Origin of the sequence: Microcoleus sp. Pol12B3 (genome assembly GCF_036701355.1) — a bacterium.
Taxonomy (GTDB): domain Bacteria; phylum Cyanobacteriota; class Cyanobacteriia; order Cyanobacteriales; family Microcoleaceae; genus Microcoleus.
Window position 1 is genome coordinate 37,759 of the sequence record NZ_JAUBQS010000013.1, and the last position, 25,685, is coordinate 63,443.

Here is a 25,685-nt window from a genome sequence, read left to right on the forward strand (position 1 = left end):
CTTGCCTAAAAGTCACACGTTACTAATCAATATTCCCTCGCTGTTAACTATTGATTATTGCCGGCTTGAATGATTTATTATTCAATAGTAAAAGTGCTAAATTTCACTTTTTTTGGTAGAATAATTTTGATCGCTGTTCAAATTTGGTGGTAATGACTGCAATGATTTCTGATATTTACACGTTGAGAGAACTTGAAAGATCGATCGCATCCGCTCCGGACAAGTGGCGTCCGATCGTGTTTACTAACGGCTGCTTCGATATCCTGCACTGTGGCCACGTTCGCTATTTGCAGGCGGCAAAAAAATTGGGGCGATCGCTCGTGGTGGGCTTGAATAGCGACGCCAGCGTGCAAGCTATCAAACCCCAGCAGCCGGGATTGCCACCCCGCCCGATCGTACCGGAAAACCAGCGAGCCGAAGTGTTAGCTGCCCTCAAACCAGTAGACGCCGTAGTAATTTTTTCCGAGATTACAGCAACTAAACTGATAAATATCCTGAAGCCTGATATATACGTTAAAGGAGGCGACTATCAAGTCGAAACTCTGCCGGAAGCACCGGCAGTTATCGCCGGAGGTGGCAAGATTTCCTTGATCGAAATAGAAGTTCCGAGTTCTACCAGTGCGATCGTCAAACGCATTTTACAATTAGGTACTTAACCCTTACTCGCAAATAGCAAGCAGTGAGCTAAACTCAGAAGTTGCCCCATCAAAAAAAACGCTTGGTACGCGCGGCGAAGCTATCCCGTAGGGAATCGCTCGTACAACTTCATCCCAATTCCTAAGCAGGAGAGAATTTCAATGGAACTCACAAGCAATAACACGATCGCGGAAATCCTACAAAGACACAAAGCAGAATTACTAGCAGACTGGCTCAAAGAACTGCAAAATACCGGGCTGCGGCGGGACGACTTGATGAGAGCCAAAGAATTGCGCTCCGAGTGTCAAGAGTTCCTGCAATTGCTCCACATTGCAGTCGGGAACGGTAACTTTAGCGACATCCAGACACCCGAATGGGAAAATATGCGGGTGCTGCTAGCAGAAGTTTCACGATCGCGCGTTCAGAGAGGCTTTACTCCCTCAGAGATAGCGAGTTTCATTTTATGCTTCAAAAAGCCATTGTTCGATCGGCTTTGTCATGAACTGACAGAAAACCGCGACGCACTTGTCGAACAACTTTGGCTTTCCACCAGTTTATTAGACCAGCTTGGCCTTTGGGTGACAGAAATTTTTCTCAAAGCTCGCGAAGAAGTCATCGAACGCCAGCAGCAAGAAATGCTCGAATTGTCAACACCAGTAGTCAAACTTTGGCAAGGTATTCTTGCTTTACCCATGATCGGGACTCTCGACAGTGCCCGCACTCAAATAGTAATGGAAACTCTGTTGCAAGAAATCATGGAAACCGGCTCAGAATTTGCAATTTTAGACATTACAGGTGTGCCGACAGTTGACACTTTAGTTGCTCAACATTTATTAAAAACTGTCGCCGCCGCCCGTTTAATGGGTACTGAGTGCATCATCAGCGGCATTCGCCCGCAAATAGCTCAAACCATTGTTCATTTGGGAGTTGACTTGCAGGATATTCTGACAAAAGCGACTTTAGCAGATGCTTTTAAAGTCGCTTTGCAGCGCCAAGGTTTAACTATAAAAAATCTTAAAGAGGAAAGATAAACATATTGCAGTCTGACAGAAAATCTTAAGCAAAACTTAACAACAAATAGGTGAATTTGTGGAACGAATACCAATTCTTCAAATGGGAGAATTCTTGCTAGTAACAATTCAAGTAGATATGCACGATCGCTTAGCAATTACACTGCAAGATGACCTGACAAACCGCATCGTCAAAACAGGTGTTAAAGGTGTGTTAATTGAAATTTCTTCCCTCGAAATAGTTGATTCTTTTATCGGTCGTATTATCAACAATATCGCTAGTATGTCACGAATTTTAGATGCGGAGACAGTTGTAGTCGGGATGCAGCCAGCGGTTGCTATTACCCTCGTTGAGTTGGGGCTTTCCCTGACAGGAGTTCGCACAGCTTTAAGCGTTGAAAAGGGCATGATTTTGTTAAGAAACTCCTTGGGTTGGTCTCTTGACGAGCAAGGGTAAGCAGTCGATTAGTTGTTCCCTGACCGAGGCACAGGCAGTCAAGAAACCTAATTTGTTTGTAGATACCTTGTTGACAAACAGAAGATTTCTTAGGAAAGGGCTTACGCACTCAAGGAAGTTAAATCAAGGGTTTAAGATTCCCGCACTATGTTCTCTTTTGAGAGAAAATCGTAGTAAGCGCGTAAGTCCTATTAGGAGAAACTAAGTTGATGAGCGTAAGTCCTATATTTTGGGGAGAAGTTCTATTTTGGTACAGTAGCCGCCATGTCAAAACGTGAGATACTAGAAATCCGATCGTCATCCGATATAGTCCACGTACGACAGCAAGTGCGAACTTGGGCTGTAGCAATGGGATTCGGTTTATTAGACCAAACGAAAATCGTTACCGCAGCCAGCGAACTCGCCCGCAATACTGTAGAGTACGGCAAAGGGGGAACTGTAACTCTCGAAATGCTGCAATTAGGGACCCGCAAAGGGCTGCGGCTGATATTTGAAGACAAGGGCCCGGGAATTCCAGACATCGAATTGGCAATGACTGACGGTTATACTTCTAATCACGGTTTGGGTTTGGGGCTCAGTGGTTCCAAGCGGTTGATGCACGAATTTGAGATTGTTTCCAAAGTGGGTAAGGGGACTAAAATTGCGATCGTCCGCTGGCGCTGAAGAAGTAAATACGATTTGAGAGTTGAGATTTTAGATTAAAGCATTGGGAATGAGTGAGGACGATCGGGGTTTGGAGCTTGCGTATAGTTGTATTATTTTTTAAATTGGTATAAAGAGCAACCAGCAAAGCCAAGAAGTGATTCTTGGAATCCCATACCATACCCGAAGAGGGTTGGCGTATGGAGGATTTCATTATAAGAGCTGATAAAAAATGATAGATGCCGTAGCCCTGCCCCTAACAGAAGAAAGTCAAGTCGGAGAAGCGCGGCGAATCGCAGTGGCCCTGGCGGCCGAAGTCGGATTTAACGAGACCGATCGCGGTAAAGTGGCAATTGTTACCACCGAAGCAGCAAAAAACGTGGTCAAGCACGGGGGCGAAGGAGAAATTTTGCTGCGAACATTAAAAACAGCGGCAGGATATAGCATTGAAATAGTAGCGCTAGATCGGGGCCAAGGAATGGCAAATGTCGCGCTTTGTCTGCGGGACGGTTTTTCTACAGCGGGAAGCCCTGGAACAGGACTGGGGGCAATTAAACGCCTCTCTAGTTTTTTTGATATTCATTCTGTACCAAAACTGGGAACAGCCTTATTAATGCGGCTGGAACCGACCCAAAATAGCCGGGAAGCCTTCCAAAACAGCAATTACTTGGAATTGGGGGTCATCCACTTGCCGAAAGTAGGAGAGCAAATTTGCGGCGATTCCTGGGCGGCGGAAAATCACCTTGACAAAAACCTGATTTTAGTTGCTGACGGACTCGGCTACGGGGATTTGGCGGAGGAAGCGTCTCGCGAAGCAGTGCGCGTATTTGAGGAAAACGCCAAACTCGGGCCCAAAGCAATTTTAGAGAAGGCGCACGCTGCTTTAAAAAATACCAGAGGAGCGGCTGCGGCGATCGCCCAAATCGATCCTACCCAACAAACAATTTGTTTTGCCGGAATTGGCAACATCAGCGGTGTAGTTGTCACAGATAACCAAAGCCGCAGCATGGTTTCCTACAACGGCACAGTTGGACATATGATGCGAAAAGTAGCAGAATTTGTCTATCCTTGGTCGCAGCAGTCCCTACTCATCATGCACTCCGACGGTTTGGCGGCGCAGTGGAATTTAAACCGCTACCCGGGTTTAGCCTCCAGGCATCCTGCTTTAATCGCAGCCGTGCTCTACCGGGACTTCAAACGCACTCGCGATGACATGACAGTTATAGTAGCCAAGGTGAGAGAAGCAGCGTGAGTTACCCAATCCTGACGACGGAAGTCCGCTTTGAACAAGACATCGTACAAGTACGCCAAAGAGCTCGCCAAATTGCTAAAGGGCTGGGATTCGATTCCCAAGTACAAACCCGCATCGCCACAGCAGTTTCCGAAATTGCCCGCAATGCTTTCAAATATGCCGGCGGTGGCAAAGTAGAATTCATTGTGGAAGGGGACTCGCCCCAAATTTTTCGGACTCGGATTTCCGACACGGGGCCGGGAATTGCTGATTTACCGGCTGTGTTAAGCCCCAATTTTCGATCGCAAACCGGCGCGGGACTCGGTTTAGCAGCAGCCAAACGGTTGATGGACGAAGTGCAAATCGACTCGGCGCCCGATCGCGGAACGGCTGTACAATTAATTAAGCAGTTTTCCAAACATATGCCTGCGCTGAGTGCGATCGAACTAAATCAATTAGTTGACAAACTAGCGCGCCAAATTCCCGAAGATCCCTATGCCGAAATTCAGCAGCAAAATCAAGAATTACTACGCACTTTAGACGAACTCCGCCAGCGTCAAGAAGAACTCGTACAATTAAATCAACAACTAAAAGATACCAATCGCGGAGTCCTGGCACTTTACGCTGAATTGAACGACAAGGCCGAATCTCTCCGGCGCGCCAGCGAACTCAAAACCAGCTTTCTCTCCAATATGAGCCACGAGTTTCGCACTCCGCTAACGGCAATTATGAGCCTTTCGGAAATATTGTTAAATCGCCTCGACGGAGAACTTTCAGCCGAACAGGACAAGCAAGTAAATTACATTTACAAATCCGCCGAGTCTCTCGCAGAACTTGTCAACGACTCGTTAGATTTAGCCAAAGTGGAAGCCGGAAAACTAACTCTTCGCGTGGCTGATTTTGAAGTCGAAGATTTGTTCAGCGCGCTGCGAGGAATGATGCGCCCCCTGCTTCCCCCAAACTCTCCCGTTTCTATAATTTTTGAAGATCCTCTCGAACTTCCCATCCTCACAACCGACGAGGGAAAAGTTTCTCAGATTTTGCGAAATCTGATTTCTAATGCCCTCAAATTTACCGAAACAGGTGAAGTTCGAGTTGCTGCGGAAATGGGAGAGGAAGGAACAGTTACTTTTTCAGTAGCAGATACGGGCATCGGCATTCCCCCAGCCGATCAAAGGCGGATTTTTGAAGAATTTGTCCAACTCGAAAACCCCTTGCAGAAGGGCGTCAAAGGCACGGGATTGGGATTGTCTCTGTGCAAAAAACTGGCGGAATTTCTAGGGGGAAGTATTGAAATCACAAGTTCACCCGGAGTTGGTTCGACTTTTTTTGTCACACTGCCAATTCTGTATCCTGGAGAGGAAGAAAATCCTTTGGAAATGTCCGCTGGTAAGGCAGATGAAATACCGCACGCGATCGCAAATTCTAGATCGCCAGTGCCGGATTCAGCAACAAAAGTTTTGATTGGGGAGGATGAAGATAGTTTTTCGGTATTTGCTGAAAGACTTGCTGGCAGAAATTCCTTGTACTGCGATATAAGTCGCCCACGGTGCTGAAAGTTGGGGTTCGGCAAAGCACAGCCGAGCCCAATTTTTATGGATATTACGATGCTGGGTCTGACTGAATTTGACGTTTGGGAAGAGTTGAAAGGCGATGGGGCTACTTGTCAAATACCTGCGATCGTGAGGAATTCCAAACATTTTCGGTTACATCACTTTTTTGCTGTGCGGGATGCTAGGACTGTAAGATAAAAAGTATTATTCCGATGCGAAGGGAAACGATATCAGGCATTTTAGCTTTTGAGGACTGAAGTCGGATGCTGCGAACCTAATTATATTTTTTCAGCGATTTTTATATGGTGCGTAAGATAGATAATTTATAGCAGGCAAAATTTATTTAATTTGCAACAGCATTTAACCTTTGTGCTGTAAAATGTAGCAGTTCTCAGTTGCCGACTATATAGTAGGGACTTACCGAGGGCTTATTTTCGTGTCGGCGATCGGCTAACATCCATGATAAATCTTGTTCTTAGCAAAGTCTCGATTAATAAAAAAATGCAACTGTAGGCGCGTAATCCAAACCCATAAAAAATAAGCCATTCACAATTCCCACTTCCCAATTCTAAAATCTAAAATCTAAAATCTAAAATGGTATGACTTTCATCTCCCTTCAATATGCCCTGTTTCTATTAGTTATGTTCGCGGCTTACTGGTTGGTTCCGCTGCGGTGGTGGCGGCTGTTCATCATGTTGGCGGGTAGTTTAATTTTTTACGCTTCGCTGCAAATTTGGTACATTCCTCTGCTTTTAGTCGGTGCTTTGTTTAATTACTGCTTGGCGATGGCGATTGGGGAACCTCTGGATTGGCGGATTGCTAATGAATCTTGGAACCGCCGCCGTTTGTTGCTGCTGTGGATAGGCATCTGCCTGAATGTGTTGCTGCTTCTGGGCTTTAAGTATGTGCCTTTTTTATTGAGTTCGATCGGCACTTTGTTCAATTGGCCTTTAGCTATCGACGGAGCTGACTGGGTGAAAAGTCACGTCATCGCACCCCTGGGATTAAGTTTCTTTTGCTTTGAGTGCATTGCTTATTTGATTGACGTGTACCGAGGCGCGCCTGCTGCTACTTCGCTGCTGCACTTTGCTGCTTACAAGTTGTTTTTTCCAAAACTGATTTCCGGCCCGATTACTCGGTATCACAACTTGATATATCAACTGAAAACCCAGCAATTTCCGACCCCCGATCGCATTTCTGAGGGACTTTGGACGATCGCCTTTGGTGCAGTAAAAAAAGGTCTTTTCGCAGATAACTTGGGAATTTATGTCGATTTAAGCTTTACCAACTTGCAGCGGGCGGGTAGCGAGGATTTGTGGCTGGCGATTTTTGCTTACGGGCTGCAACTTTATCTCGATTTTAGTGGCTATGTTGACATGGCGCGCGGTACTGCTTTGCTACTGGGTTGGTATTTGCCGCCAAATTTTGATTTTCCTTATTTTAGTGCCAGCATAGCTGATTTTTGGCGGCGCTGGCACATGACTTTAGGTGATTGGCTACGCAATTATTTGTATTTTCCTTTGGGTGGTTCGCGAGTCGGTTTGTGGCGCACTTGTCTGAATTTGTCCCTGGTCATGTTAATTGCGGGAATGTGGCACGGGGCAGCTTGGGGATTTATTGTGTGGGGGGGTTTGCACGGTTTAGCTTTGGCGGTTCACAGGCTGACTGATGTAGTGTTTAAGCGGTTGCGGATCGAGTTTTTGTGGGAAAATCCGATCGGGATTGCGATCGGTTGGCTGTTGACTCAGGCGATGGTTTTTGGTAGTTGGATATTTTTCCGTCTTCCAGATTTAAAGGATTCTGGATGGGCGATTTCGCATTTGTGGGGACACACTGCTGACGTGCAGTTTGCTGAGAAAGTTTATGGCGAAGCTTTGGGTTTGGAAAGAGTGCATTTAACTTGGATTTTGGCGGCTTTGGCTGCGGCGATGCTGGGGAATTATGCGTTGAGTCGGGGTTTGAAATTGGAGTTAAATTGGCCGCTGAAATTGGTGTTAGTTCCGCTTTGTTTGTATGCGGTTTGGGTGTTGGCTCCTGAAGGGGGTTTGCCTTATATTTATTTTGATTTTTAGGGTATTATTTACTTCGCCGTAAGGTGCAGCGCACCCTACGACGACATTGAGGTGGGCCGAAGTGATTCCCCGCTACCTATTAGTGTCAAGTTAAACTTTTAGTTCGCCAGTCATCCCGCTCACTCAACAATCTGCCAGGGAATGAATTCCCTGTCTCATAGCTAAAGTCCTCTCAAAGAGGACTGAACAACTCATTAGTCCTCATAAGCTGTCGCGCATTTAAATTGTATATTCAGGGCGGGCGGGACGCCCACCCCACAAGACTTTAATTTTTTTGACATACAATTTAAATCCCGCAACAGCTTAGCGAGGAATTTCGTTTTGAGGCTCTTGTTTCAACCGCTGCTGGCATTAGGGTTTAACGTTAAGTTGACATCAATGCTGGCTACCCTACAACTCACAGTCAACAGTCAACAATCATCTCGATCCTGGGCACTACAACTGATAAGAACACCAGTCACTCCAGCTACCGACATAAAGTTTAGCATCGGGAATTCCGGCGATTTCTAAAGATAGTAAATTAACGCAAGCCGTCACCCCGGAACCGCAATAAACAATAATTTCTTCGGCTTTTTCTAATTCCGTCCACCGCTGTTTTTGTTCGGATGCCGATCGCACTTTTCCAGTTTCATCCGTCACCCCTTGCCACGGATAGTTAACCGCACCCGGAATGTGACCTGCAATGGGGTCGATCGGCTCCCGCAAACCTTGATATCTCTCACTTTCTCGGGAATCAACCAAAACCTTTCCGGGCAAGTCTTTACGCTCTTTTACCGCCTCAATATCTACCGCCAAATCCGGCTGCAAGTGAGGAACTAATTTACCCTCACGGGGTTCTGGCAAAATATTTGTTACCGGATAGCCCGCCACTTTCCATGCGCTGAAACCGCCGTCTAACAAAGCCACTTTGCTGTGTCCCATATACCGCAGCAGCCACCACAAACGAGCCGCAAAAGCTAGCCGTGAATCGTCATAAGCTACAACTAAAGTTTCTTGTGAATTAATACCGATCGCGCTCAACTTCTCAGCTAATTCTTCAATATTTGGCAGTGGATGTCTACCGCCGTGTTTGCCCACTGAACTCGCGAGATCGCGGTTTAAATCTAAATAGAAAGCTCCCGGAATGTGACTTTCTTGATATTGTTTTTGTCCCAATTCAGGGTCTGCCAGGGAAAACCGACAGTCAATGATTACAACTTGCGGATTGTCGGTATTGGCGGCTAACCATTCAGGAGAAACAATTAAAGTGTTGTCAGTCATAATTATTCAAATCTATATTTTAACATTATCTAGAAGGAGATTTTTTCTCTGGTTCTGCTTTTTGGTCGGAAGGAAATTTCTTAGAATTGGCTTTCTCTGAAGCTCTATTTTCAGAATTTGATTTTTTAGGAGTTGCTTTTTCCGAAGTTTCTTTGGGCGAATTTGATTTTTTAGGAGTTGCTTTTTCCGAAGGTAATTTTTCGGCTGGTGCGGGAGTTGGAGTTGGCAGAGGAGGAGTTACTGCTGCTTCTTGAGCGTAAAGTAGATATTTCTGATACTCGATCACTTTTGCTTGAGCTAGTTGATGGTTGGGGCTAGAGACTGGTACTCTTCTCATTAATGAAACCGCTTCTTGCCAGCTATCGGTAACTGTAGTCCAATCTTCCTTGGTTTTAGCCGATCGCCCTAATTCTGCTGCTTTGAGTGCGCTGTTAACGGCTTCTCGAAAAGTATCTGGTGCAGTTGCTAAATTTGCTGTTTCATCGGGATTATTCCCCGCAGTTGCTGCTGGCTGGTTCACAATTTTACCGACAAACGCCACCACGGCGATCGCCAACATACCCGTTACTAGCCCAACTACAATGAAAGTCGATCGCAGCCGATTCTCAAATGCAGCAAGTTCGGGCGGTTTTTCCTCCTCAAAATTGTTCTCCATCTCTGTGCGATCGTCCATATTAGCAACAGCACTATTTGGCACAGATTCTCCCCCTAAGCTCTGCGGTTCAAAATTGCTGTTCTCCACACTAAACTCTTGACTCCAAGCAGCAGCAATCTGACCGCTTTCTCGGCCCTCAACCTTAACTTTGCGAATCGAATCCGGCTGCAAATTCGTCAGCTCGGTGCGAACAAAATCAACTAATGTATCTTCTATGGGTACCTGCTCGGCCTCAACAATTACATCCAAACAATCGCCGTCGAGATTTGCCGAGGCTGTGATGCCTTCAGATTGCAACTTGCTGTTTAGCCAAGATGCGATCGCAGTGGCGAGATTTCCCTGCTTGGCAAGTTCCTGAAAATTAAGCTCTGTCATAGCTGGACACCTGATAACGCAGAAGATAGAAGGTAGAAGGTAAAAGGTAGAAAAAATGAAAAAGTCAGAAAGAGTTTTTTGGAGTTGAAAACACAATAACTGAAATTCAACAAATAGTATAATGTATCGTGGCAAATCCTAGCCCAAAGATGCAAATTATCACTCTCGCTACCCCTGGCATCCCTTGGGAAAAGACTTCAGTCCTTTCTACAAACCGAACTCAGGTTTGCAGGACAGGCGAAAATCCTCTCCCTCGGCATTGGTGACAAGTTAAAACTTAATTGCATTTGTCAATCAGTAATATTACTCAAAAAAACTGCTTTTTGAGGAGTGGAAAATTCACGATTTGAGAGGGAGTAGGTATAAATATCACCCTCGGCAGGATTCCTCGATCGCCCAAATCTCAGTTTTATGCCCAAAATCCGAGTAAATGTTGAGCATAATTGCTGATTGACAAATGCTTTCTTAGCTTAACTTGTTACCAATGCTCCCTCGGTAGCCCAATACCGCTGCTTCAACCTGGTAATTGATACCGGGCGCGCAAGTCCAGATACCGTAACAGCCTTAAGTTGAACCGCAAGCATCGCCCCTAAAAGCGACATCCGGCTGCAAAAAGCCTCGATCGCGCAGATGCGAGATGGGAAATTTTAGATGAAAAATTTGTGCGATCGCAGTGTCATCGGTGGGCAGCGAGTGATATCATCAGTTAGTCAATATTCAAGTTTTTATAGCAAATAACTCGATCGCACAATGGTAGCAATAGCAATTTTAGCGGCTGGACGCGGCACGCGCATGAAATCTGACTTGCCCAAAGTTATACACGAATTGGGCGGTCGATCGCTAGTTGAGCGAGTCCTCCAAAGTTGTCAAGAAATTCAAATTACCAGGCGACTTGTCATCGTCGGTTATCGAGGCGAACTCGTTAAAGAATCGCTGATGAGAGGTCAAGAAATATCAGGGAAAAATTCTCAACTTCCTTCCCTAGAATTTGTTGAACAAACCGAACAATTAGGAACAGGTCACGCCATTCAACAATTGCTGCCTCACTTAGAGGGATTTCAAGGAGACTTGCTGGTCTTAAATGGAGATGTTCCTTTGCTGAGGGCAGAAACTATCAAACAATTGATTGCCATTCACAAAAAGCACCAAAACTCTGCTACTTTATTGACAGCTAATTTGCCGAATCCCCAAGGATACGGCCGAGTATTTACCGACAGTCAAAACTTAGTCGAGCAAATTGTCGAAGACCGCGACTGCACACAAGCTCAAAAGCAAAATCACCGCATTAATGCAGGTGTTTACTGCTTTCATTGGCCGGATTTAGAGAAAATTTTGCCAGAATTGAAGGCAGATAATGACCAAAAAGAATATTACCTAACTGATACGGTAAATTTCCTCAGTCCGGTGATGGCGGTGGATGTGGAAGATTATCAAGAAATATTGGGAATTAACGATCGCAAGCATTTAGCTACAGCTTGCGATATTTTGCAAACGCGGATAAAGGACAAGTGGATGACGGCGGGAGTGACGCTGCTCGATCCCAACAGCATCACCATTGACGATACCGTAGAGTTGCAGCCGGATGTGGTAATTGAACCGCAAACTCACTTGCGGGGAAACACTTTGATCGCATCGGGGAGTCGCATCGGCCCCGGCAGTTTGATCGAAAACAGTCAAATTGCAGAAAATGTGACTGTGCTTTATTCGGTGGTTTCTGACAGTATGGTTTCTGAAAATTCGCGAATTGGCCCTTACGCACACTTGCGGGCACACGCAGAAATTGGGGCGAACTGCCGCGTCGGCAATTTTGTAGAATTGAAAAATACTCAAATAGGCGATCGAACTAATGTCGCTCACTTGTCTTATTTAGGCGACGCGACTTTGGGAGAAAAAGTCAACATCGGTGCTGGGACAATTACGGCAAATTATGATGGAAAAAACAAGCACAAAACTCAAATAGGCGATCGGAGTAAAACTGGTTCTAACACCGTGCTGGTTGCACCGATCACTTTGGGAGAAGATGTTACTGTAGCTGCGGGTTCTGTGGTGACAGAAGATGTGCCGAAGGATTGTTTAGTAATTGCGCGTTCCCGGCAAGTTGTCAAACCAGGTTGGAAGTTGAAAGAACCTAAAAAGTGAACGGTTGTTCACTTTTTAGATGATGAGTTTCCACCCACGAATTTCGCACTAAATACCAAATAAACCGGGTTTTTATAACGGAAGCGATGGCACTGTAGAAGAGATTTTGGTGAAAAACCCGGTTTCTGCGTAAGTCGGCAAACTTGAGAAATCGGGTTGATCGCGATCGGCTATTTTTTTTATTTTTGCTGGTGCAGATAGTTGTTAATCGCTTTAGCGATTTCTACTTGCTCGTAGGGGCTCATAGTGTTGGGCAGGGATATGCGAGATCCTCCACAAACTAACAGTCTGACTTCATACCAAGTGTCATTTTGCCTATCTTTGGTTCGATCTACTTCCACACCATAAATCTCGCACAGAGAGTATTCAATTACTTTACGTGCCAACAAACCCCGCTGTTTAACAGTCAAGGTGTTTAAATTTCCATCGAAGCTGTAGGTTTCATTATTTCTCAAAACGATCACTGCGGCTGCTGCGAGCAAAAATATGCCTCCTGTCCATCCCAACCAGCGATCTTCTTGACTTAAACGCAGCAATCGATCTTTGGCATTTTTAACATAAAAATTGATGTCGGAAGCAACAGCGTCTTGGGTTCCCCAATTAGTGGAGTTAGGAGTGAAAGGAACATTGCCAACAGAAGTTAAAAGTACAACTCTGGTTTTATAGCCGCATCTTTGAACTTTAGCTCCCTGCAAAGAAGCAAGCTCAATTTCTTGGATTTTTGAACCCAGTAAATTCGATCGCACAATTTGGCAACTGCCTTGTTTTGCCTGCAATCGCTGGCAGCTCAGAGTTGCTTTATGATAATCAAAAGCCAGCCCGAACAGTCCAAAAGCCATGAATAAACAACTAGGAAACCAAAAATCAAATATGCTTTGAGTCTGAATTATTAATTCACTTGCTGTTTGCTTGATTATTTTCATTTACCTGGCCCTTAAATTCCAAAAATGATGTTACAGATCGCCTTACTAACCCGATCGGTCGAATTGTTAACTTATATATTATTTGAAGTCGTCTTCTGCCCTGACCCCTTTTATTTTGGTAATAGGTTAGCACTAAAACTTCTAACCGACAACAAATCTCGCGAATTTACCTGCTGGGTTTAAGATAGCTTTTTATGATTTAAAATAGATGAATCTTAAAAATATATTAATTATGTGATCGCGAATAAAAAGTTAGCTTCGCAATCTGTAGGAAAGTAATCACCCAGGTGAGTACAGGTTTACATTTTGTTACATTGTCAAGTTTATTTACACCTGCTTAATTATCGTTAGTTATTAATTTGGGCTTCCCCACAGGATACTTACGATTTACGGCCTTGCAAAGCAAATACATTGCTAAGGGTGCGATTATCGCTAATCGAGATATAGCTGCGAATCAAATCAGCAATTTTGTGTTGTTCTGTTAGTGAATAGCTTCTTAAACAGATGATATAGCCCCCGAACATCCACAAATAAACATAATAGCTACGATTTCCATCGCTATCTCCCACTTCCTCTCATTCCACCGCAGAAATCTCGTGAGTTGAGCCTTCGGTAACATCATTAAACCATACACCCCGTCGTTTAACAGTCATTTTGCTAAAAGTTTTATCAGAAATGTATGTTTCATCTATCGCGCCGTCCAACAAGGACAGCGAAAACAACATAAATATACCTCCCATTATCCAATTTGATGCTAAAATAATCTGCAATAATCCAATGATGAGGAAGAAACAAATTAATAGCAGACTATCAGAAACTCGTAGTTTTAATTATTAGTTTATTTGCTGTTTTCTTGAAAATTTTCATTAGTTTAATAGTTGTTGAGTTTAAAAACAATGTAAATTACTTATCTATCCGCTGTAGGCAACTTTTAATGCACGGATTATTATTTGACATTGCTTTGGACGATCGCACTTTTGGTGTTATAAACAGCCTTAACAGCATAAGCATCGCCCGGACGTACCTGTAAAGCTCTGTTAAAATTGATTAAAGCGGTTTGATAGTCTCCCTGCCCGTAGTAGATATAGCCGAGTTTCATCGATTGTTTGAAGTGATCTTTTTGAGCAACAGGAGCAGAATTAGGCTCAGCAACAGGTGCTGCGGCAACAGGAAATGACTCGAAAGCAGGAGATAACTCTTGATAGGGTGATTGAGAAGTGTTGAAATCAGAAGGAAAAGAAGAGGGCGATTGCTCGTTAGCCGGCTGCTTTACATTAGGCCCAGAGTCAGAGATTTTTACAAAATTTTTGCCATAAAATACTGAAGCAGTAATGCCTCCCAATACAAACATTAGCAATCCCGCACATTGAAGTAAAAATGTTTTTCTAATTTTTTTATTGCTCCAATTTTTGATATAAAAAACCAATGAAGCCAAGGGGACAAGCAAGTAAAGCACTCCCCAAATAGTTTCCTGTCCAAAAGCTTGAACTAATCCCCAAAAATAGCCAACAAGACTTAAAACTAAACCTAGGATGAAAAATAAAGCGATCGCAATTCCAGGCATTTTCTATTTCTCCGATTGATGTATAGTTATTTTGCCAACAGTAAAAGAGCAGATTTTCTACCTGAAACTCATTACCCTGTTGGCCGTGTTAAAAATAGATTAGCGGTGACAACAGTTCGATCGCGCACAGCGAATGTTAGGATTTTGGTTAGGAATTTGACTAGGAACTCGATCGCGACTGCCGCAAATGATACCCTCTACCCTCCATCGACCAGAAGAACCATTTGCACGGGCAAGCAACCGCTGGGAAATCCAAAAGCTTTACACCGACTTGGCAAATGCCAAACAAGAATTCGCCCCCCACACCAGAAGAGGGCTGACACCCGTAGAAAAGCGGCATCTCTGTGGCTTGTTGTGCGGCTACAGCCCAGCGGAAATCGCGGTTTTTCTGAACAAACAAATCAAAGGTGTCGAAGTTGATTTGTCAAAAACTTTGTACAGATACATAGAATTATTGACAAATCGACCCCGAAATGCTCTCAAAAATTGGAGAGATGCGATCGACTGGCTGGAAATAGCAGGATATAAAACGCAGCTAAAAACCTCAACCGGCGCCATCTTAAAAGCCACTCTTCACCATTCAGACAGGATTTTGTCTGCAGCTATCAGTCCCGACGGACAATTAGTGGCAACGGGCTCTGACGACAGTACAGTGAAAATTTGGAGTTTGCACAGCGGGGAACTGCGGCAGACGATTTTCGGACATTCAACAGCCGTGTTGCTAGTGGCTTTCAGTCCCGCCAGCAAAACGCTGCTGACGCGATCGCGCGCGGGCACAGTCAAACTCTGGAACCTGCAAAACGGCCAACTGCTGAAGCGTTTGGCAGACGTGCACCGCCACGAATCTGTCGCCGTAAGCCCCGACTGGCAAATTTTGGCGATCGGCACCACCCGCGGCACAATCAAGCTTCAGCACCTCAACAGCGGCCAACTGCTGCAAGTTTTGGAAGGCTATCAAGGGGATGACATTAGTGCGATCGCCCTGAGTCCCAACGGCAAAATGCTAGTGGCCAGCGGCCTCAATGCAGCCAGCGGTTTCTGTCGCGCCACAGTCACTTTGTGGGAATTGCCCGGAGGCGAAGTGAGACGAACATTTGGCAGCGAAAATTATGTAGCGATTTCTTCCGATAGCCAAATTCTTGTCAATCATGGTGGCCAAACTATCAAACTTTGGAATTTGCAAACAGGCGACTTATTGCATTCCGTGCACACAGGAATTCGCATTACTTCCGCCGCCGCAATTAGCCCCGACGGGAAATACTTTGCAGTGGGCTGTTTTGACGGTACTGTTAGACTTTGGAATTTTCGCGGCGAATTGCTGCACACTTTAGATGGACATTCTAGCCCTGTGTCTGCGGTGGCGATCGGGCTTTTGGCTGAAACTCTGGTTAGCGGCGGGGAGAACGGTACTGTTAAACTTTGGCAACTGCAGATTTAAGATTACAAAGGTGACGCGATCGCTTAAATTGTTGTACTATAATTGATTTAATGTTTTTTCTACCAAATCCATTTTAGTTATCTTCTGTGTCACTCGGCGATTGAAATCGCTTTTTACCTCAAACTACACAAACGAAGTCCCTCTCTAAAAGACTAAAAAATAAAGCGGGTATTATAGCAACCGCCAAGGCTATTAGGAGGTTATTAATTATGGCGTAATGCCGCCCTTCCTATGGCTGCGCTAATATGAAAGGCCAAAGGTTGATTTTGATAACTATTTTGTCTTCGTTTAACTCAAGTTGAGCCGGGATTTCTGGAGCTTCAAAGAAATAAATTGAGTTACAAAGGGCTTTTCGTTCTTGCCAGTCGCCTCCCGCTGCCGCTAAGATTTGTTCCTTGGACATTCCCAATGCGAGCTTATCCACAAGCGGCTCATTTTCAAGAGTCCGCAATGCCTTCTCAACCCAGCGGCGATACCATCTGCCAAAAGACAATTCCGTTGGATAGAAATCCTCCCTGCCGTTCCAAATCGTGCCGTGTGCGGGGCCGTTTACAACGAGATAAGAGTAGATGGCGCACCCCTGATGGCATAACTCCAACACGCCGGGATATTCGTCTCTATCGCCCCACTCCTCCAACTCCTCATCTGAATAAGAGTCTGTTGCTTTGGTGAAAGGGAATGGTTTGCTCAAATCGCGATACTGTGCGGCCTTTTCAAGAAGCTCCAAACCGTAGAAGGGCCCTGCTCCACCGTTGCCAATTTCTTTCAAGAATAAACGGTAATCTTTGGGCAGCTTGATTTTATGTTTCTGCTCGAAACTCTGCAACTCAGCTTCCGCAAGCGTTTGTTCCAGTTTGTATTGGTGAGAATCTGCGCCGAACACGCGAAGATTTTTATCTTCTTGCCGCAAGCGTCGAAGCAGTTCTGCTAATTCTTTAATATCGTTTGAACTCATGTTATGTAGAGCTACCGGCAAGACGGTTAAGACGTAAACAGGAGGTAGTCCCAATCATGCGATCGCGCGGCGAATACGCGATCGCATCCAAAAAAAGCAACAAATCTAATCTTTGCTAAGCAATAAAAATCAGCGTTCCCTTGCTCATTTCCAAAGTATCACCCATTTCCATACCGTTGTGAAAAGCACCCAAAATCACCTCGCTAGTTTTGCCGAAAGCGATCGCCCCGCTAGCATCAATTCCAATTGCGCCAAAATCCCGTTGACGCTCGTCAGCTTCAGTAAAAGAACGCTCAAAAGCAGCTTTCAAACTTAAACCATCTGTCACCCGAACCACAATTCGCGCGGCCAAACACTCGTCCATAATGTGCTCGCCAATCCCCGTACAGCTTACCGCCGCACTTTGGGCCGCATAATTTCCCGCCGGCATCGCCGAGTCGCTAACCCGCCCAATCCGCTCAAAACCCTTGCCACCAGTCGAAGTTCCAGCAGCCAAGCGTCCATGCACATCCAAAGCTACGACTCCGATCGTACCCATACCGGCCGGTTCGGCAACCACGTCAGCCATTGCTTTACTAAAATTGCCTTGGCGTTCCTGCATCCACTCATGCAAGCGCAAATCCGTCATCGGATCGTAAATCGGCAATTGAAGTTCTCGCAGCAATTCCGCCGAACCAAAATCAGAGAGAACTCGATCGTCCGAATGCTGCAAAAATTGAGCAAGTTCGATCGGATGTTGAACGCGAGAAACATTAATCGCCCCGCTGAAACGCTGCATCAAACCGTCCATCAGCGAAGCACTCATCCGAATTTGACCGTCCGACTGCACCACAGAACCAGTACCGGCATTGAATCGCGGGTCATCTTCCAACAATTGGCACCCCCGCACCACTGCATCTACGGCACTTGCACCGTCTTTCAGCAGCGGATAAACTTCGTCCAAAACATCGTAAAGCGATTTTCGCACCGCCTCAATTCCGCCTTTACTGTGTAGAGAACTGCCGGCACCGCCGTGAATAACTAGCTTTGGTTGCACTTGTTGCGATGCCATAATTTATAACCTAATAACCTAAAATTTTTCCTTTGCAATCTTAGCTTCGATCGAGCAACTTGCCCTAACTTCTTAATCTTGAGCCGCCAAACGGCGGCGACGACAACGTTCGGAGCAGTATTTGACCTCATCCCAGCAGTCGGCCCATTTTTTGCGCCACGTAAAAGGTCGATCGCAGACTGGGCACATTTTTGTCGGTAAATCAGATTTCGATCGCTGCTTGGCCATGCTAACTTTGACATTACATTACAGATTAAATTTTAATCAAAACAAACAAAACAACCAATTTCTGCCTAACACCTCCCGAAATAAAAATGCTCGAAACGGCCGACGCCAACATCCGAATCGTCTTAGTCGAACCTGCCGGTCCATTGAATGTCGGTTCTGTTGCCCGTGTCATGAAAAATATGGGTTTGCACCAATTAGTTTTGGTAAATCCTCAATGCGATCATTTAGGGGAAGAAGCCCGACTGATGGCTGTTCGCGCCGCCGACATATTGGAAACTACCAAAGTAGTCGAGAGTTTGCCCGCTGCTTTGGTTGGGTGTGTCAGAGCGATCGCAACTACAGGGGATGATTGTCGATCGTTGCCAACACAACTAGAAGAACCCGCAGATGCCTTGCCTTGGCTCCTTGAAGCCCCCAGCGCCCTAATTTTCGGTCGAGAAGACTGCGGCTTGACCAATGCCGAATTAAACCGCGCTCAGCGCCTGATCCGCATTCCCAGCAGCAATGCCTACACTTCCCTAAATCTCGCCCAAGCCGTCGCTATCTGCTGTTACGAACTATACCGGGAAGAAGGAAGAAGGAAGAGGGAAGAGGGAAGAGGGAAGAGGGAAGAAGGAAGAGGGAAGGAAGAAGAAGATGCCTCGTTCCCAGGCTCAGCCAGGGAACGCATATCCAGAGGCTCTGCCTCTTCAATACCCGATGCCACAGATAATTTATCAACTTGTTACCAAGAACAACTTGCCACCCGCCAGACAGAAAATCCCTCAATTCCCCTCGCCAGTGCTTCCTTGGAAAATTTAGAGGGATATTACCAGCAACTAGAAACTTTGCTGTTAAAAATAGGATATTTGCAGCAGCACACAGCAGCAAGCCGGATGGAAAAATTTCGGCGTTTGTACAACAGAGCCTATCCGACAGTGGATGAAGTCGCCATGCTGCGGGGCGTCCTCCGCCAAACAGAATGGGCAATCAAAACTTACCCACGAGAGGCAAATTCTGATACTCTGGATGGGGCGTTACCGGAAAATCCAACGGATAGCTAGGACAAATGCTGATAATTGGGGATGTGAGATTGAGGATTGTTTTTCACAGAAAACTTTCCTGCACCCACTTGTCACTTTCATAACAGGGTTTCTTGACTAAAAACCTAAGCTTTGCGATAATTTGCGAGCAATAAACCTGGTTGCTGATACCATGCAGCGTCTGGGGCAAATCTAAAATCTAAAATCTAAAATCTAAAATTGATTGGCTGGCAAGCTGAAAAATCTTAAACTTGAACTTTACATTAGTGATGAAGGAGTAAGACGTGGCAGAGCGGTTTCCCAAAGGATCGATATTATCGGTGATATCCTCGTCGATATCCTCTCCCAACTCCGGCTCAAAGCAGCCTAAGTCCGGCAAAGCAAGTCAGTCTGGCAAATCGGGCCGCCGCCGCCCTCCCCAACCGCAAAACGGCAATTCAGAAATTCGATCGCCCGAACCTGCGACTTTGCCACTGCCACAGGGCCGCGGCAGCAGAATTGGAGCAAATTCTCCCACATCTTCGGAAGAATTTGCTACACAAGACTTTTTATCCGATCCCCGATCGGCAATTAACCCCAGAAAACCCAGAACCAGCAAAACTCCGCAGTCGAAGACTCGCCAACCAGCGAAAAAAGGTCTCGCTGCTGTCGATATGTTCGAGTTTCCGGACCCGACTCTGGAGCGGGAAAACGTGAGTTCGATCGCCAGCAATCCCAACAGCCAGCTCCCCACAGCCACTCCCCCTACAACCCGTGGAAGTCGTCCCAGTTCGCCCCCTGTTCGCATTCAAGACACGGTAATCCCCGCAGATGCCAAAAAAACCCCCGTGCCTAAACCCCGCCCACAAGCGAGTCAGAGACCGGGTAAACGCTCTGCACCTCGGAGCGTACCGCCGTTGGTGTATGCTACTCGCTTGCTGATTTTGGGAGTTGGCATAGCGGTGATTTGCGGTACGCTGCTGTCGGTGGTAAATGCTGTGAGTCGAGCATCCACTGTAGCGACAGAAGAACAAACCAGCACAGGGCAGAACAACCCAGGCGATAGCGCATCTGCGGCACCCGCAACCCCAGAAGTGCTGCAACTGAATCAAGAATTAGGAGCTTTGAAAACGCAAGTTCAGGTTTTAGCTACAGAAAATCCTAGTTTGACAGCCGGAATATTTCTAGTCGATTTAGATACTGGAAGCTACCTAAACTTTAATGGGGATACTGCTTTTGCTTCAGCTAGCACAATTAAACTGCCAATTTTAGTAGCTTTTTTTCAAGCAGTAGATGAGGGGAAAGTGCAGTTAGATCAGATGCTGACGCTGAAGCCAGAACACATTGTCGGCGGTTCTGGGGAGATGCAAGACGACTCCCCTGGTAAGAAGTATTCGGCTTTGGAAGTTGCCCAAAAGATGATTGTTGTCAGCGACAATACGGCGACAAATATGATGATTGAATTGTTGGGAGGTGCTGAGGTTTTAAATCAGAATTTTGCAAATTGGGGTTTGAGTACCACGGTTCTGCATAATAAATTGCCAGATTTGGAGGGAACTAATACTACCAGTCCGAAGGATTTGATTAATATCATAGCCCAGGTCGATCGGGGTAATTTGGTATCGGTGAAATCGCGCGATCGCATTTTGCAAATCATGCGCCAAACTAAAAACGATTCTTTGCTACCGAAAGGTTTAGGCGAAGGTTCAGTTATTGCTCACAAAACCGGCAACATTGATACAATGCTTGCGGATGCGGGGATGGTGGATTTGCCCAACGGTAAGCGTTATTTGGTGGCGGTGATGGTGAAGCATTCGCCGGAAACGGAGAAGCCAGCTCAAACATTGATTCGGGATATTTCTCGAATGAGTTACCGCTATTTGAACGGTGGAGAAATGCCAGACGATTCACAAGTCAAAATTAAAAATTGAAAATTCAACCGGGTTTTTTCGGGCAAGCGTTGTAGACTTTATCAAACTATAAATCAGTTTGTATTATGAAACTAAACATTCGACTTGCTGGTCTGGTAGCGCTTTCAACTTTAGCCGTTGGAGTCTCCCCCACCTTGAGTAACGCTAATCCTGCTCCTGAATATCAGACCGATGGCGTGACAGTGATTAACAACAATATCGAACTCAATCGGGCAAAAAACTTAGCCCGTCAAGCAGCAGAAAGGGCTAATGGGGGTTTAGGCAACTATCGAGCTGAAGCTTCTATGCACGGTACTTCTAAGGAATCGCCTTTTGTTGACAATGGCGATGGAACTTGGACTTTTACTTTTAAGGGTTCCAAGCCTGGTTCGTCTGTCTATACTGTAGAGACAGTTGTTACGGTTTCTCAAGATGGAAGGGTGAGAGTCGATTACAACGGGCAAATTCGCAACTCAAACGGAATTTAACGAGACTTAAGACTTTACTCATCGGTGCTCAGAAACCACGTTTTTCAATGATGGAGAGTGGGGAGTGGGGAGTGGGGAGTGGGGGAATGTTAAATTATTGACCTTGACTTTATCATCCCCATGCAACCGGAAACGATATGAACTTGTTAAATAGCGATCGCCCGATTAGAGAAATCATTGATTAAGCTTTCGGAGCGGATGAGCCGCGCCACATTCTATCGCTACTGAAATCGCGATCGATTTTCTTTGTTAAGCCGAGAGCCGGAGCTGTCAAATAAACGAACGAGGGCACTCCGGTCACGCTTTTAAGTTGCTTGTTACCGCGTCAGGCAAAATAGAAGCAGATTGATAAGTTTGCTCGTGATAAGTAGTTAGATCTAAAAAAGTGTAATATAAACAGAGATTGAGTTTACTAGATAGAGATTAACAAAAGCTATGAAAAGCAAGCACTTTATCAATCTGCACAAAGGACTCAGCTTTCCATTTATTTTGACATTGATGTTCATTTACCAAAATTTTAATTTGGGTGCTTGGGTTTATCTCGCCCTGCACGGTACTTATGGTTTGTTGTGGCTGCTCAAAGACCAGATATATCCAGATAAACAGTGGGAACAAGAAATCTCTGTCGGAACGGGAATATTCGGCTTTGTGTTAGTTAGTCTCTATTGGGTAGCACCTTTTATTTTGATTAGCAGTGGCTCACAACCACCTCTGCCGTTAGTGGCAGCAGCAATTTCCCTAAATATTATCGGTGTCTTTCTACACTATACTGCTGATGCACAGAAGTATTACACCCTTAAGTACCGTTCGGGACTAATAACTGAAGGATTTTTTGCCAGATCGCGCAATACGAATTACTTAGGAGAAATCCTCATCTACGGATCGTTTGCGATGCTAGTTCAGCACTGGCTACCTTTTTTAATTCTGGCAGCTTTTGTTGCTGGTGTTTTTATTCCTAACATGATAAAAAAAGATCGTTCACTCGGACGATATCCTGAATTTGCCGACTACAAAGCTCGGTCGGGATTTTTACTACCTCGACTATTTGTATCGACAGCTCTCGAACAAAAAAAAGACAGTTTAGAGGAGAAAGTTGGTTAAAAATAGTAATTCAGGGCGTTGCGGAATTACAGTAGGAGTTGATGAGGGATAATAAGGCGAATTTTTAGGAAATGCCGTGAATGTAGCTCAACTTATATCCGCAAAATAAGATAAAGCTTCTAATAATAAATTTCCCGCCTTTGCCACACAGCCTTAGCCATTGCCCCATACCCCTTTGGTAACTTTCACTGTCAGGCTTGTAGGCGATTTAAAGCAGTCGTTAGATACTTTTCAACGATCGTTTTTCAAGACACAGAGGCTCAAACCCTTGCCGCACCAGCCCTACAGCCGAAAGATTTGACCCCCTCAAAAAAACACTTACCCATTCGCGGAAATTTCAGGAACCAGAAAGCGATTACACACTCACGACGGCTTCTAGTTCCGCTGCCTGTTTTTCGTTCATCTCGTCGAGTTTTTGCCAAACTTGCTGCATCAATTCATCCAATCCAAGTCTACTAACGGCAGAAATCAACAAAACAGGAGCGCCGCTCATTTCTTTAAGTCGGCTAATTAAATTACCGATTTCTTCGCTTTCGAGGTCGATCGCATCTACTTTATTAAAAGCCAAAATCTGCGGTTTATCGGCTAAACCACGCCTGTAAGCCTTCAATTCTTCCTGAATTGTGACGTAATTGGCGATCGGATCTTCATCAGTAATATCGATCAGATGCAGCAGCAACCGAGTTCGTTCGATGTGCCGCAAAAACTCGTAACCCAAGCCAGCACCTTCGTGAGCTCCCTCAATCAATCCCGGAATATCAGCAAAAACAGTACCGTCGCCGGTCGGTTTTCTGACTACGCCCAAATTCGGGACTAAAGTTGTAAACGGATAATCTGCTATCTTGGGGCGAGCCGCAGATAAAGCTGAAATTAAGGTGGATTTGCCAGCATTCGGCATCCCCAGAATTCCAACTTCAGCTAATAGCTTCAATTCCAAACGCAAAAATTTGTGTTCTCCTTCTTTTCCCGGCATCGCATAATCGGGAGCCCGGTTGGAATTGGTCAGAAAACACTTGTTGCCCAAACCGCCTTTGCCGCCTTTGGCTACGCAAAAAGTCTGTCCGGGCGTCACCAAATCTGCCAATATGGCCTGAGTTTCCGCGTCGTAAACTACTGTACCGCAGGGAACTTCGATCGTGCGATCGTCCCCACCGGCACCGGTCATATTTTTCGGCGCGCCTCGCTTCCCGTCATCGGCTTTAAAAATCCGGTTGTACTGAAAATCTAGCAGCGTTTGCAGGCTTTCCACCGCCACCATATACACGGAACCGCCTTTGCCACCCGTCCCACCAGAGGGGCCACCCGCTGGTACATACTTTTCTCTGCGAAAAGCTACCATACCGTCGCCGCCTTTGCCGGCTGCGACTTGAATATCTGCTCGATCGATAAATTGCATAATTTAGTCAGTAGTCAATAGTCAGTGTCAATAGTCATTAGTTATTATTATACCAGATGCAAGTACCATATTCCCCTTTTCCTTTAGTCCGCGTCGGCGGATGACAGCCAACTTTAGTCGCGATTTACAGTTGCCGGAAAAATATAATTATACCAATTCTCAAAAGTAGTGCAGAGCGAGAGATTGTACGCGAGCATCTGTAGGGAAACGGCACTGCCGTGTCCGGCTTTTAAAGCTTTTAATAAGCTATATAATAATTTCAGAATTCTACCAAAATTTTTATTAAATTAGTATTATAAAAGCAGACTTTATATTTGCATAAATCACGCACGCCAACAGAATAAACTGGGTTTTTATCAGGTGCGAAGAGCTGTAAAAATCTTTTTTTCTGCCAAAAAGCGGTTTCTAAATCATCGCAAATAATTTACTACGGAAAATTAGCAATTGCTAATTACAGAACTTCGCCAAATACGCATTTAACGTGCTAATTATAGCGGTAAGGTGCTTATGGGCGCATCCTACAGATAGAGGTTCTGCGCCCCGGAATGAATTACCAATTAGCAATTACCCATTCCTTTTAACAATAGGACGATACATCTTCCTTACATTCATCTGCCAAATAGCAGAGAGCTCGAAAGCGCATCCCGACTAACTGTTCGTAAAGCGGGTTAATCTGGCACATCGCCGGAATGTGGACGATTTTGTGACCAAATAACACGACATCTCGCTCAAACGGACACTGGGGTGGAATAATTTTACAGACAAAGTGTGCCAATTTTGGGTCGTGAATTTCCCAGCCGTCGAGCCAGTCTTTTACCGGTTGCAGGACATTTTTGTGGTGAGGTTTAGGTAGCCGAGATGAAAGGGGTGTTCCGGCGGCGGGGGCGACATTCGCATCAAAAACTATTTGGCTGCTGGGCCCCTGCGGATCATCGCATTTGCTGTCTTCGATGGTGTGTCGCAGAGCTTCGATCGCCTCTACATTGTGCCCCAAAGCTGTGCAAAATTTAGAGATTACCTCGTCTTCGCTGAGCGAGTAGGTACCGTCTGCCAAAGCTACCATGACTGCTGTCCTTAAAAAATCCTCGCCTTTGGCGGTGTCTTTCCCTAACACAGCGGCTAATTCCTCTGGGGCAATAGGTTCAAAGCCCTCCTCAAAAGATACCGGGTGTAGTTCATCCTGAGTTAGATTTGCAATCATTTTTTGCTCGTCTTCGTCAAAGTTGCCGTCTGCCCAAGCAATTGTCAGCAATCCCCGCAGCCAAGCAGTAATCTCTTCATTGGTGCAGGAAGATTTAGCGTTACTCATTAGCATTTCCACTTGGATGTACCAGTCAATTTGTTCGTTTACAGCGGACTCAATATTCCCCTCCCAATAATTTTTACTGGTTTTTTGGTCGATCGATGATCTATTTGTGGAAGGTTTGTGCCCGAAGATTGCTCCAAACGCTTGTAGTGGACGTGTTAAAAGCATATTTGTTTCTCAGCAGCATCGCTGACTAGCGAGCTAATCTATTGGCTAATCCTATTCCCTAAAAAGTCATCTATCGAGAGGAATAGGTTTGTTGAATTCATTTTAACTTTAGTTGCACCCATCAAG

At 45.4% G+C, this 25,685-nt stretch carries 23 protein-coding genes; 13 read left to right on the forward strand and 10 right to left on the reverse strand.

Annotated features, from left to right (window positions below; genetic code table 11):
• The first annotated feature begins 152 nt into the window (after positions 1-152).
• From rfaE2 to QUA53_RS09130, 7 genes are all read left to right on the forward strand, one after another.
• Positions 153-656: a D-glycero-beta-D-manno-heptose 1-phosphate adenylyltransferase gene (gene rfaE2, locus QUA53_RS09100; RefSeq protein WP_333096503.1), complete on the forward strand. Its 504-nt coding sequence runs from the start codon at positions 153-155 to the stop codon at positions 654-656.
• 141 nt (positions 657-797) lie between these two features.
• Positions 798-1,667, forward strand: a complete 870-nt coding sequence (locus QUA53_RS09105; protein ID WP_333040028.1) for an STAS domain-containing protein — start codon at positions 798-800, stop codon at positions 1,665-1,667.
• A 58-nt stretch (positions 1,668-1,725) separates the two neighbouring features.
• Positions 1,726-2,103 (forward strand): STAS domain-containing protein, encoded by a 378-nt coding sequence (locus tag QUA53_RS09110; RefSeq protein ID WP_333077438.1) that lies wholly within the window; start codon positions 1,726-1,728, stop codon positions 2,101-2,103.
• A 264-nt stretch (positions 2,104-2,367) separates the two neighbouring features.
• On the forward strand, positions 2,368-2,766 hold the full coding sequence (locus QUA53_RS09115; protein ID WP_333096504.1) for an anti-sigma regulatory factor: 399 nt from the start codon (positions 2,368-2,370) through the stop codon (positions 2,764-2,766).
• Positions 2,767-2,977: 211 nt separating this feature from the next.
• A complete protein-coding gene (locus tag QUA53_RS09120) occupies positions 2,978-3,997 on the forward strand; it encodes an ATP-binding SpoIIE family protein phosphatase (protein ID WP_333096506.1) in 1,020 nt (339 codons plus the stop codon).
• Positions 3,994-5,532: an ATP-binding protein gene (locus QUA53_RS09125; protein WP_333096508.1), complete on the forward strand. Its 1,539-nt coding sequence runs from the start codon at positions 3,994-3,996 to the stop codon at positions 5,530-5,532. The genes QUA53_RS09120 and QUA53_RS09125 overlap by 4 nt, the downstream gene beginning before the upstream one ends.
• 596 nt (positions 5,533-6,128) lie before the next feature.
• Positions 6,129-7,601, forward strand: a complete 1,473-nt coding sequence (locus QUA53_RS09130; RefSeq protein WP_333096513.1) for an MBOAT family protein — start codon at positions 6,129-6,131, stop codon at positions 7,599-7,601.
• A 435-nt stretch (positions 7,602-8,036) separates the two neighbouring features.
• Here QUA53_RS09130 and QUA53_RS09135 read toward each other — a convergent pair whose 3' ends face one another.
• On the reverse strand, positions 8,037-8,861 hold the full coding sequence (locus QUA53_RS09135) for a sulfurtransferase (RefSeq protein ID WP_333096516.1): 825 nt from the start codon (positions 8,859-8,861) through the stop codon (positions 8,037-8,039).
• 25 nt (positions 8,862-8,886) lie between these two features.
• Entirely contained in the window at positions 8,887-9,891 is a 1,005-nt protein-coding gene (locus QUA53_RS09140) for a hypothetical protein (RefSeq protein WP_333096518.1), read from the reverse strand.
• Between the two features lie 750 nt (positions 9,892-10,641).
• On the opposite strand from QUA53_RS09140, the gene glmU reads away from it, so the two are divergent.
• Positions 10,642-12,030 (forward strand): bifunctional UDP-N-acetylglucosamine diphosphorylase/glucosamine-1-phosphate N-acetyltransferase GlmU, encoded by a 1,389-nt coding sequence (gene glmU / locus QUA53_RS09145; protein WP_333096520.1) that lies wholly within the window; start codon positions 10,642-10,644, stop codon positions 12,028-12,030.
• A gap of 179 nt (positions 12,031-12,209) precedes the next feature.
• On the opposite strand, the gene QUA53_RS09150 is transcribed toward glmU, so the two are convergent.
• From QUA53_RS09150 to QUA53_RS09160, 3 genes are all read right to left on the reverse strand, one after another.
• Positions 12,210-12,953: a hypothetical protein gene (locus QUA53_RS09150; RefSeq protein WP_333096521.1), complete on the reverse strand. Its 744-nt coding sequence runs from the start codon at positions 12,951-12,953 to the stop codon at positions 12,210-12,212.
• A gap of 575 nt (positions 12,954-13,528) precedes the next feature.
• Positions 13,529-13,678 carry a hypothetical protein gene (locus QUA53_RS09155; protein WP_333096522.1) on the reverse strand — a complete coding sequence of 50 codons (150 nt, stop codon included), beginning with the start codon at positions 13,676-13,678 and terminating at the stop codon, positions 13,529-13,531.
• Between the two features lie 221 nt (positions 13,679-13,899).
• Entirely contained in the window at positions 13,900-14,517 is a 618-nt protein-coding gene (locus QUA53_RS09160) for a hypothetical protein (RefSeq protein ID WP_333096524.1), read from the reverse strand.
• A gap of 187 nt (positions 14,518-14,704) precedes the next feature.
• Between QUA53_RS09160 and QUA53_RS09165 the strand changes: the two genes are divergently transcribed.
• A complete protein-coding gene (locus tag QUA53_RS09165; RefSeq protein WP_333096526.1) occupies positions 14,705-15,955 on the forward strand; it encodes a WD40 repeat domain-containing protein in 1,251 nt (416 codons plus the stop codon).
• Between the two features lie 229 nt (positions 15,956-16,184).
• On the opposite strand, the gene QUA53_RS09170 is transcribed toward QUA53_RS09165, so the two are convergent.
• The 3 genes from QUA53_RS09170 to QUA53_RS09180 all read right to left on the reverse strand — a co-directional run bounded on the left by QUA53_RS09170 (position 16,185) and on the right by QUA53_RS09180 (position 18,189).
• A complete protein-coding gene (locus tag QUA53_RS09170) occupies positions 16,185-16,910 on the reverse strand; it encodes an SMI1/KNR4 family protein (protein ID WP_333096528.1) in 726 nt (241 codons plus the stop codon).
• A 115-nt stretch (positions 16,911-17,025) separates the two neighbouring features.
• On the reverse strand, positions 17,026-17,961 hold the full coding sequence (locus tag QUA53_RS09175) for an isoaspartyl peptidase/L-asparaginase (RefSeq protein ID WP_333096530.1): 936 nt from the start codon (positions 17,959-17,961) through the stop codon (positions 17,026-17,028).
• A 72-nt stretch (positions 17,962-18,033) separates the two neighbouring features.
• Positions 18,034-18,189: a DUF2256 domain-containing protein gene (locus tag QUA53_RS09180; protein WP_006631540.1), complete on the reverse strand. Its 156-nt coding sequence runs from the start codon at positions 18,187-18,189 to the stop codon at positions 18,034-18,036.
• Positions 18,190-18,275: 86 nt separating this feature from the next.
• Here QUA53_RS09180 and QUA53_RS09185 point away from each other — a divergent pair, with 86 nt between their 5' ends.
• The 4 genes from QUA53_RS09185 to QUA53_RS09200 all read left to right on the forward strand — a co-directional run bounded on the left by QUA53_RS09185 (position 18,276) and on the right by QUA53_RS09200 (position 22,689).
• On the forward strand, positions 18,276-19,232 hold the full coding sequence (locus tag QUA53_RS09185; protein ID WP_333096532.1) for an RNA methyltransferase: 957 nt from the start codon (positions 18,276-18,278) through the stop codon (positions 19,230-19,232).
• A gap of 263 nt (positions 19,233-19,495) precedes the next feature.
• Complete coding sequence (locus QUA53_RS09190; RefSeq protein WP_333248803.1) at positions 19,496-21,121, forward strand: serine hydrolase; 1,626 nt, start codon at positions 19,496-19,498, stop codon at positions 21,119-21,121.
• 65 nt (positions 21,122-21,186) lie between these two features.
• Complete coding sequence (locus QUA53_RS09195) at positions 21,187-21,588, forward strand: hypothetical protein (protein WP_333096537.1); 402 nt, start codon at positions 21,187-21,189, stop codon at positions 21,586-21,588.
• A gap of 435 nt (positions 21,589-22,023) precedes the next feature.
• Positions 22,024-22,689, forward strand: a complete 666-nt coding sequence (locus tag QUA53_RS09200; protein ID WP_333096538.1) for a DUF1295 domain-containing protein — start codon at positions 22,024-22,026, stop codon at positions 22,687-22,689.
• 355 nt (positions 22,690-23,044) lie between these two features.
• Here QUA53_RS09200 and obgE read toward each other — a convergent pair whose 3' ends face one another.
• Both obgE and QUA53_RS09210 read right to left on the reverse strand, forming a co-directional pair.
• Entirely contained in the window at positions 23,045-24,085 is a 1,041-nt protein-coding gene (obgE, locus tag QUA53_RS09205) for a GTPase ObgE (protein ID WP_333096540.1), read from the reverse strand.
• A 577-nt stretch (positions 24,086-24,662) separates the two neighbouring features.
• Positions 24,663-25,559 (reverse strand): Mo-dependent nitrogenase C-terminal domain-containing protein, encoded by an 897-nt coding sequence (locus QUA53_RS09210; protein WP_333096542.1) that lies wholly within the window; start codon positions 25,557-25,559, stop codon positions 24,663-24,665.
• Between the last annotated feature and the right edge of the window lie 126 nt (positions 25,560-25,685).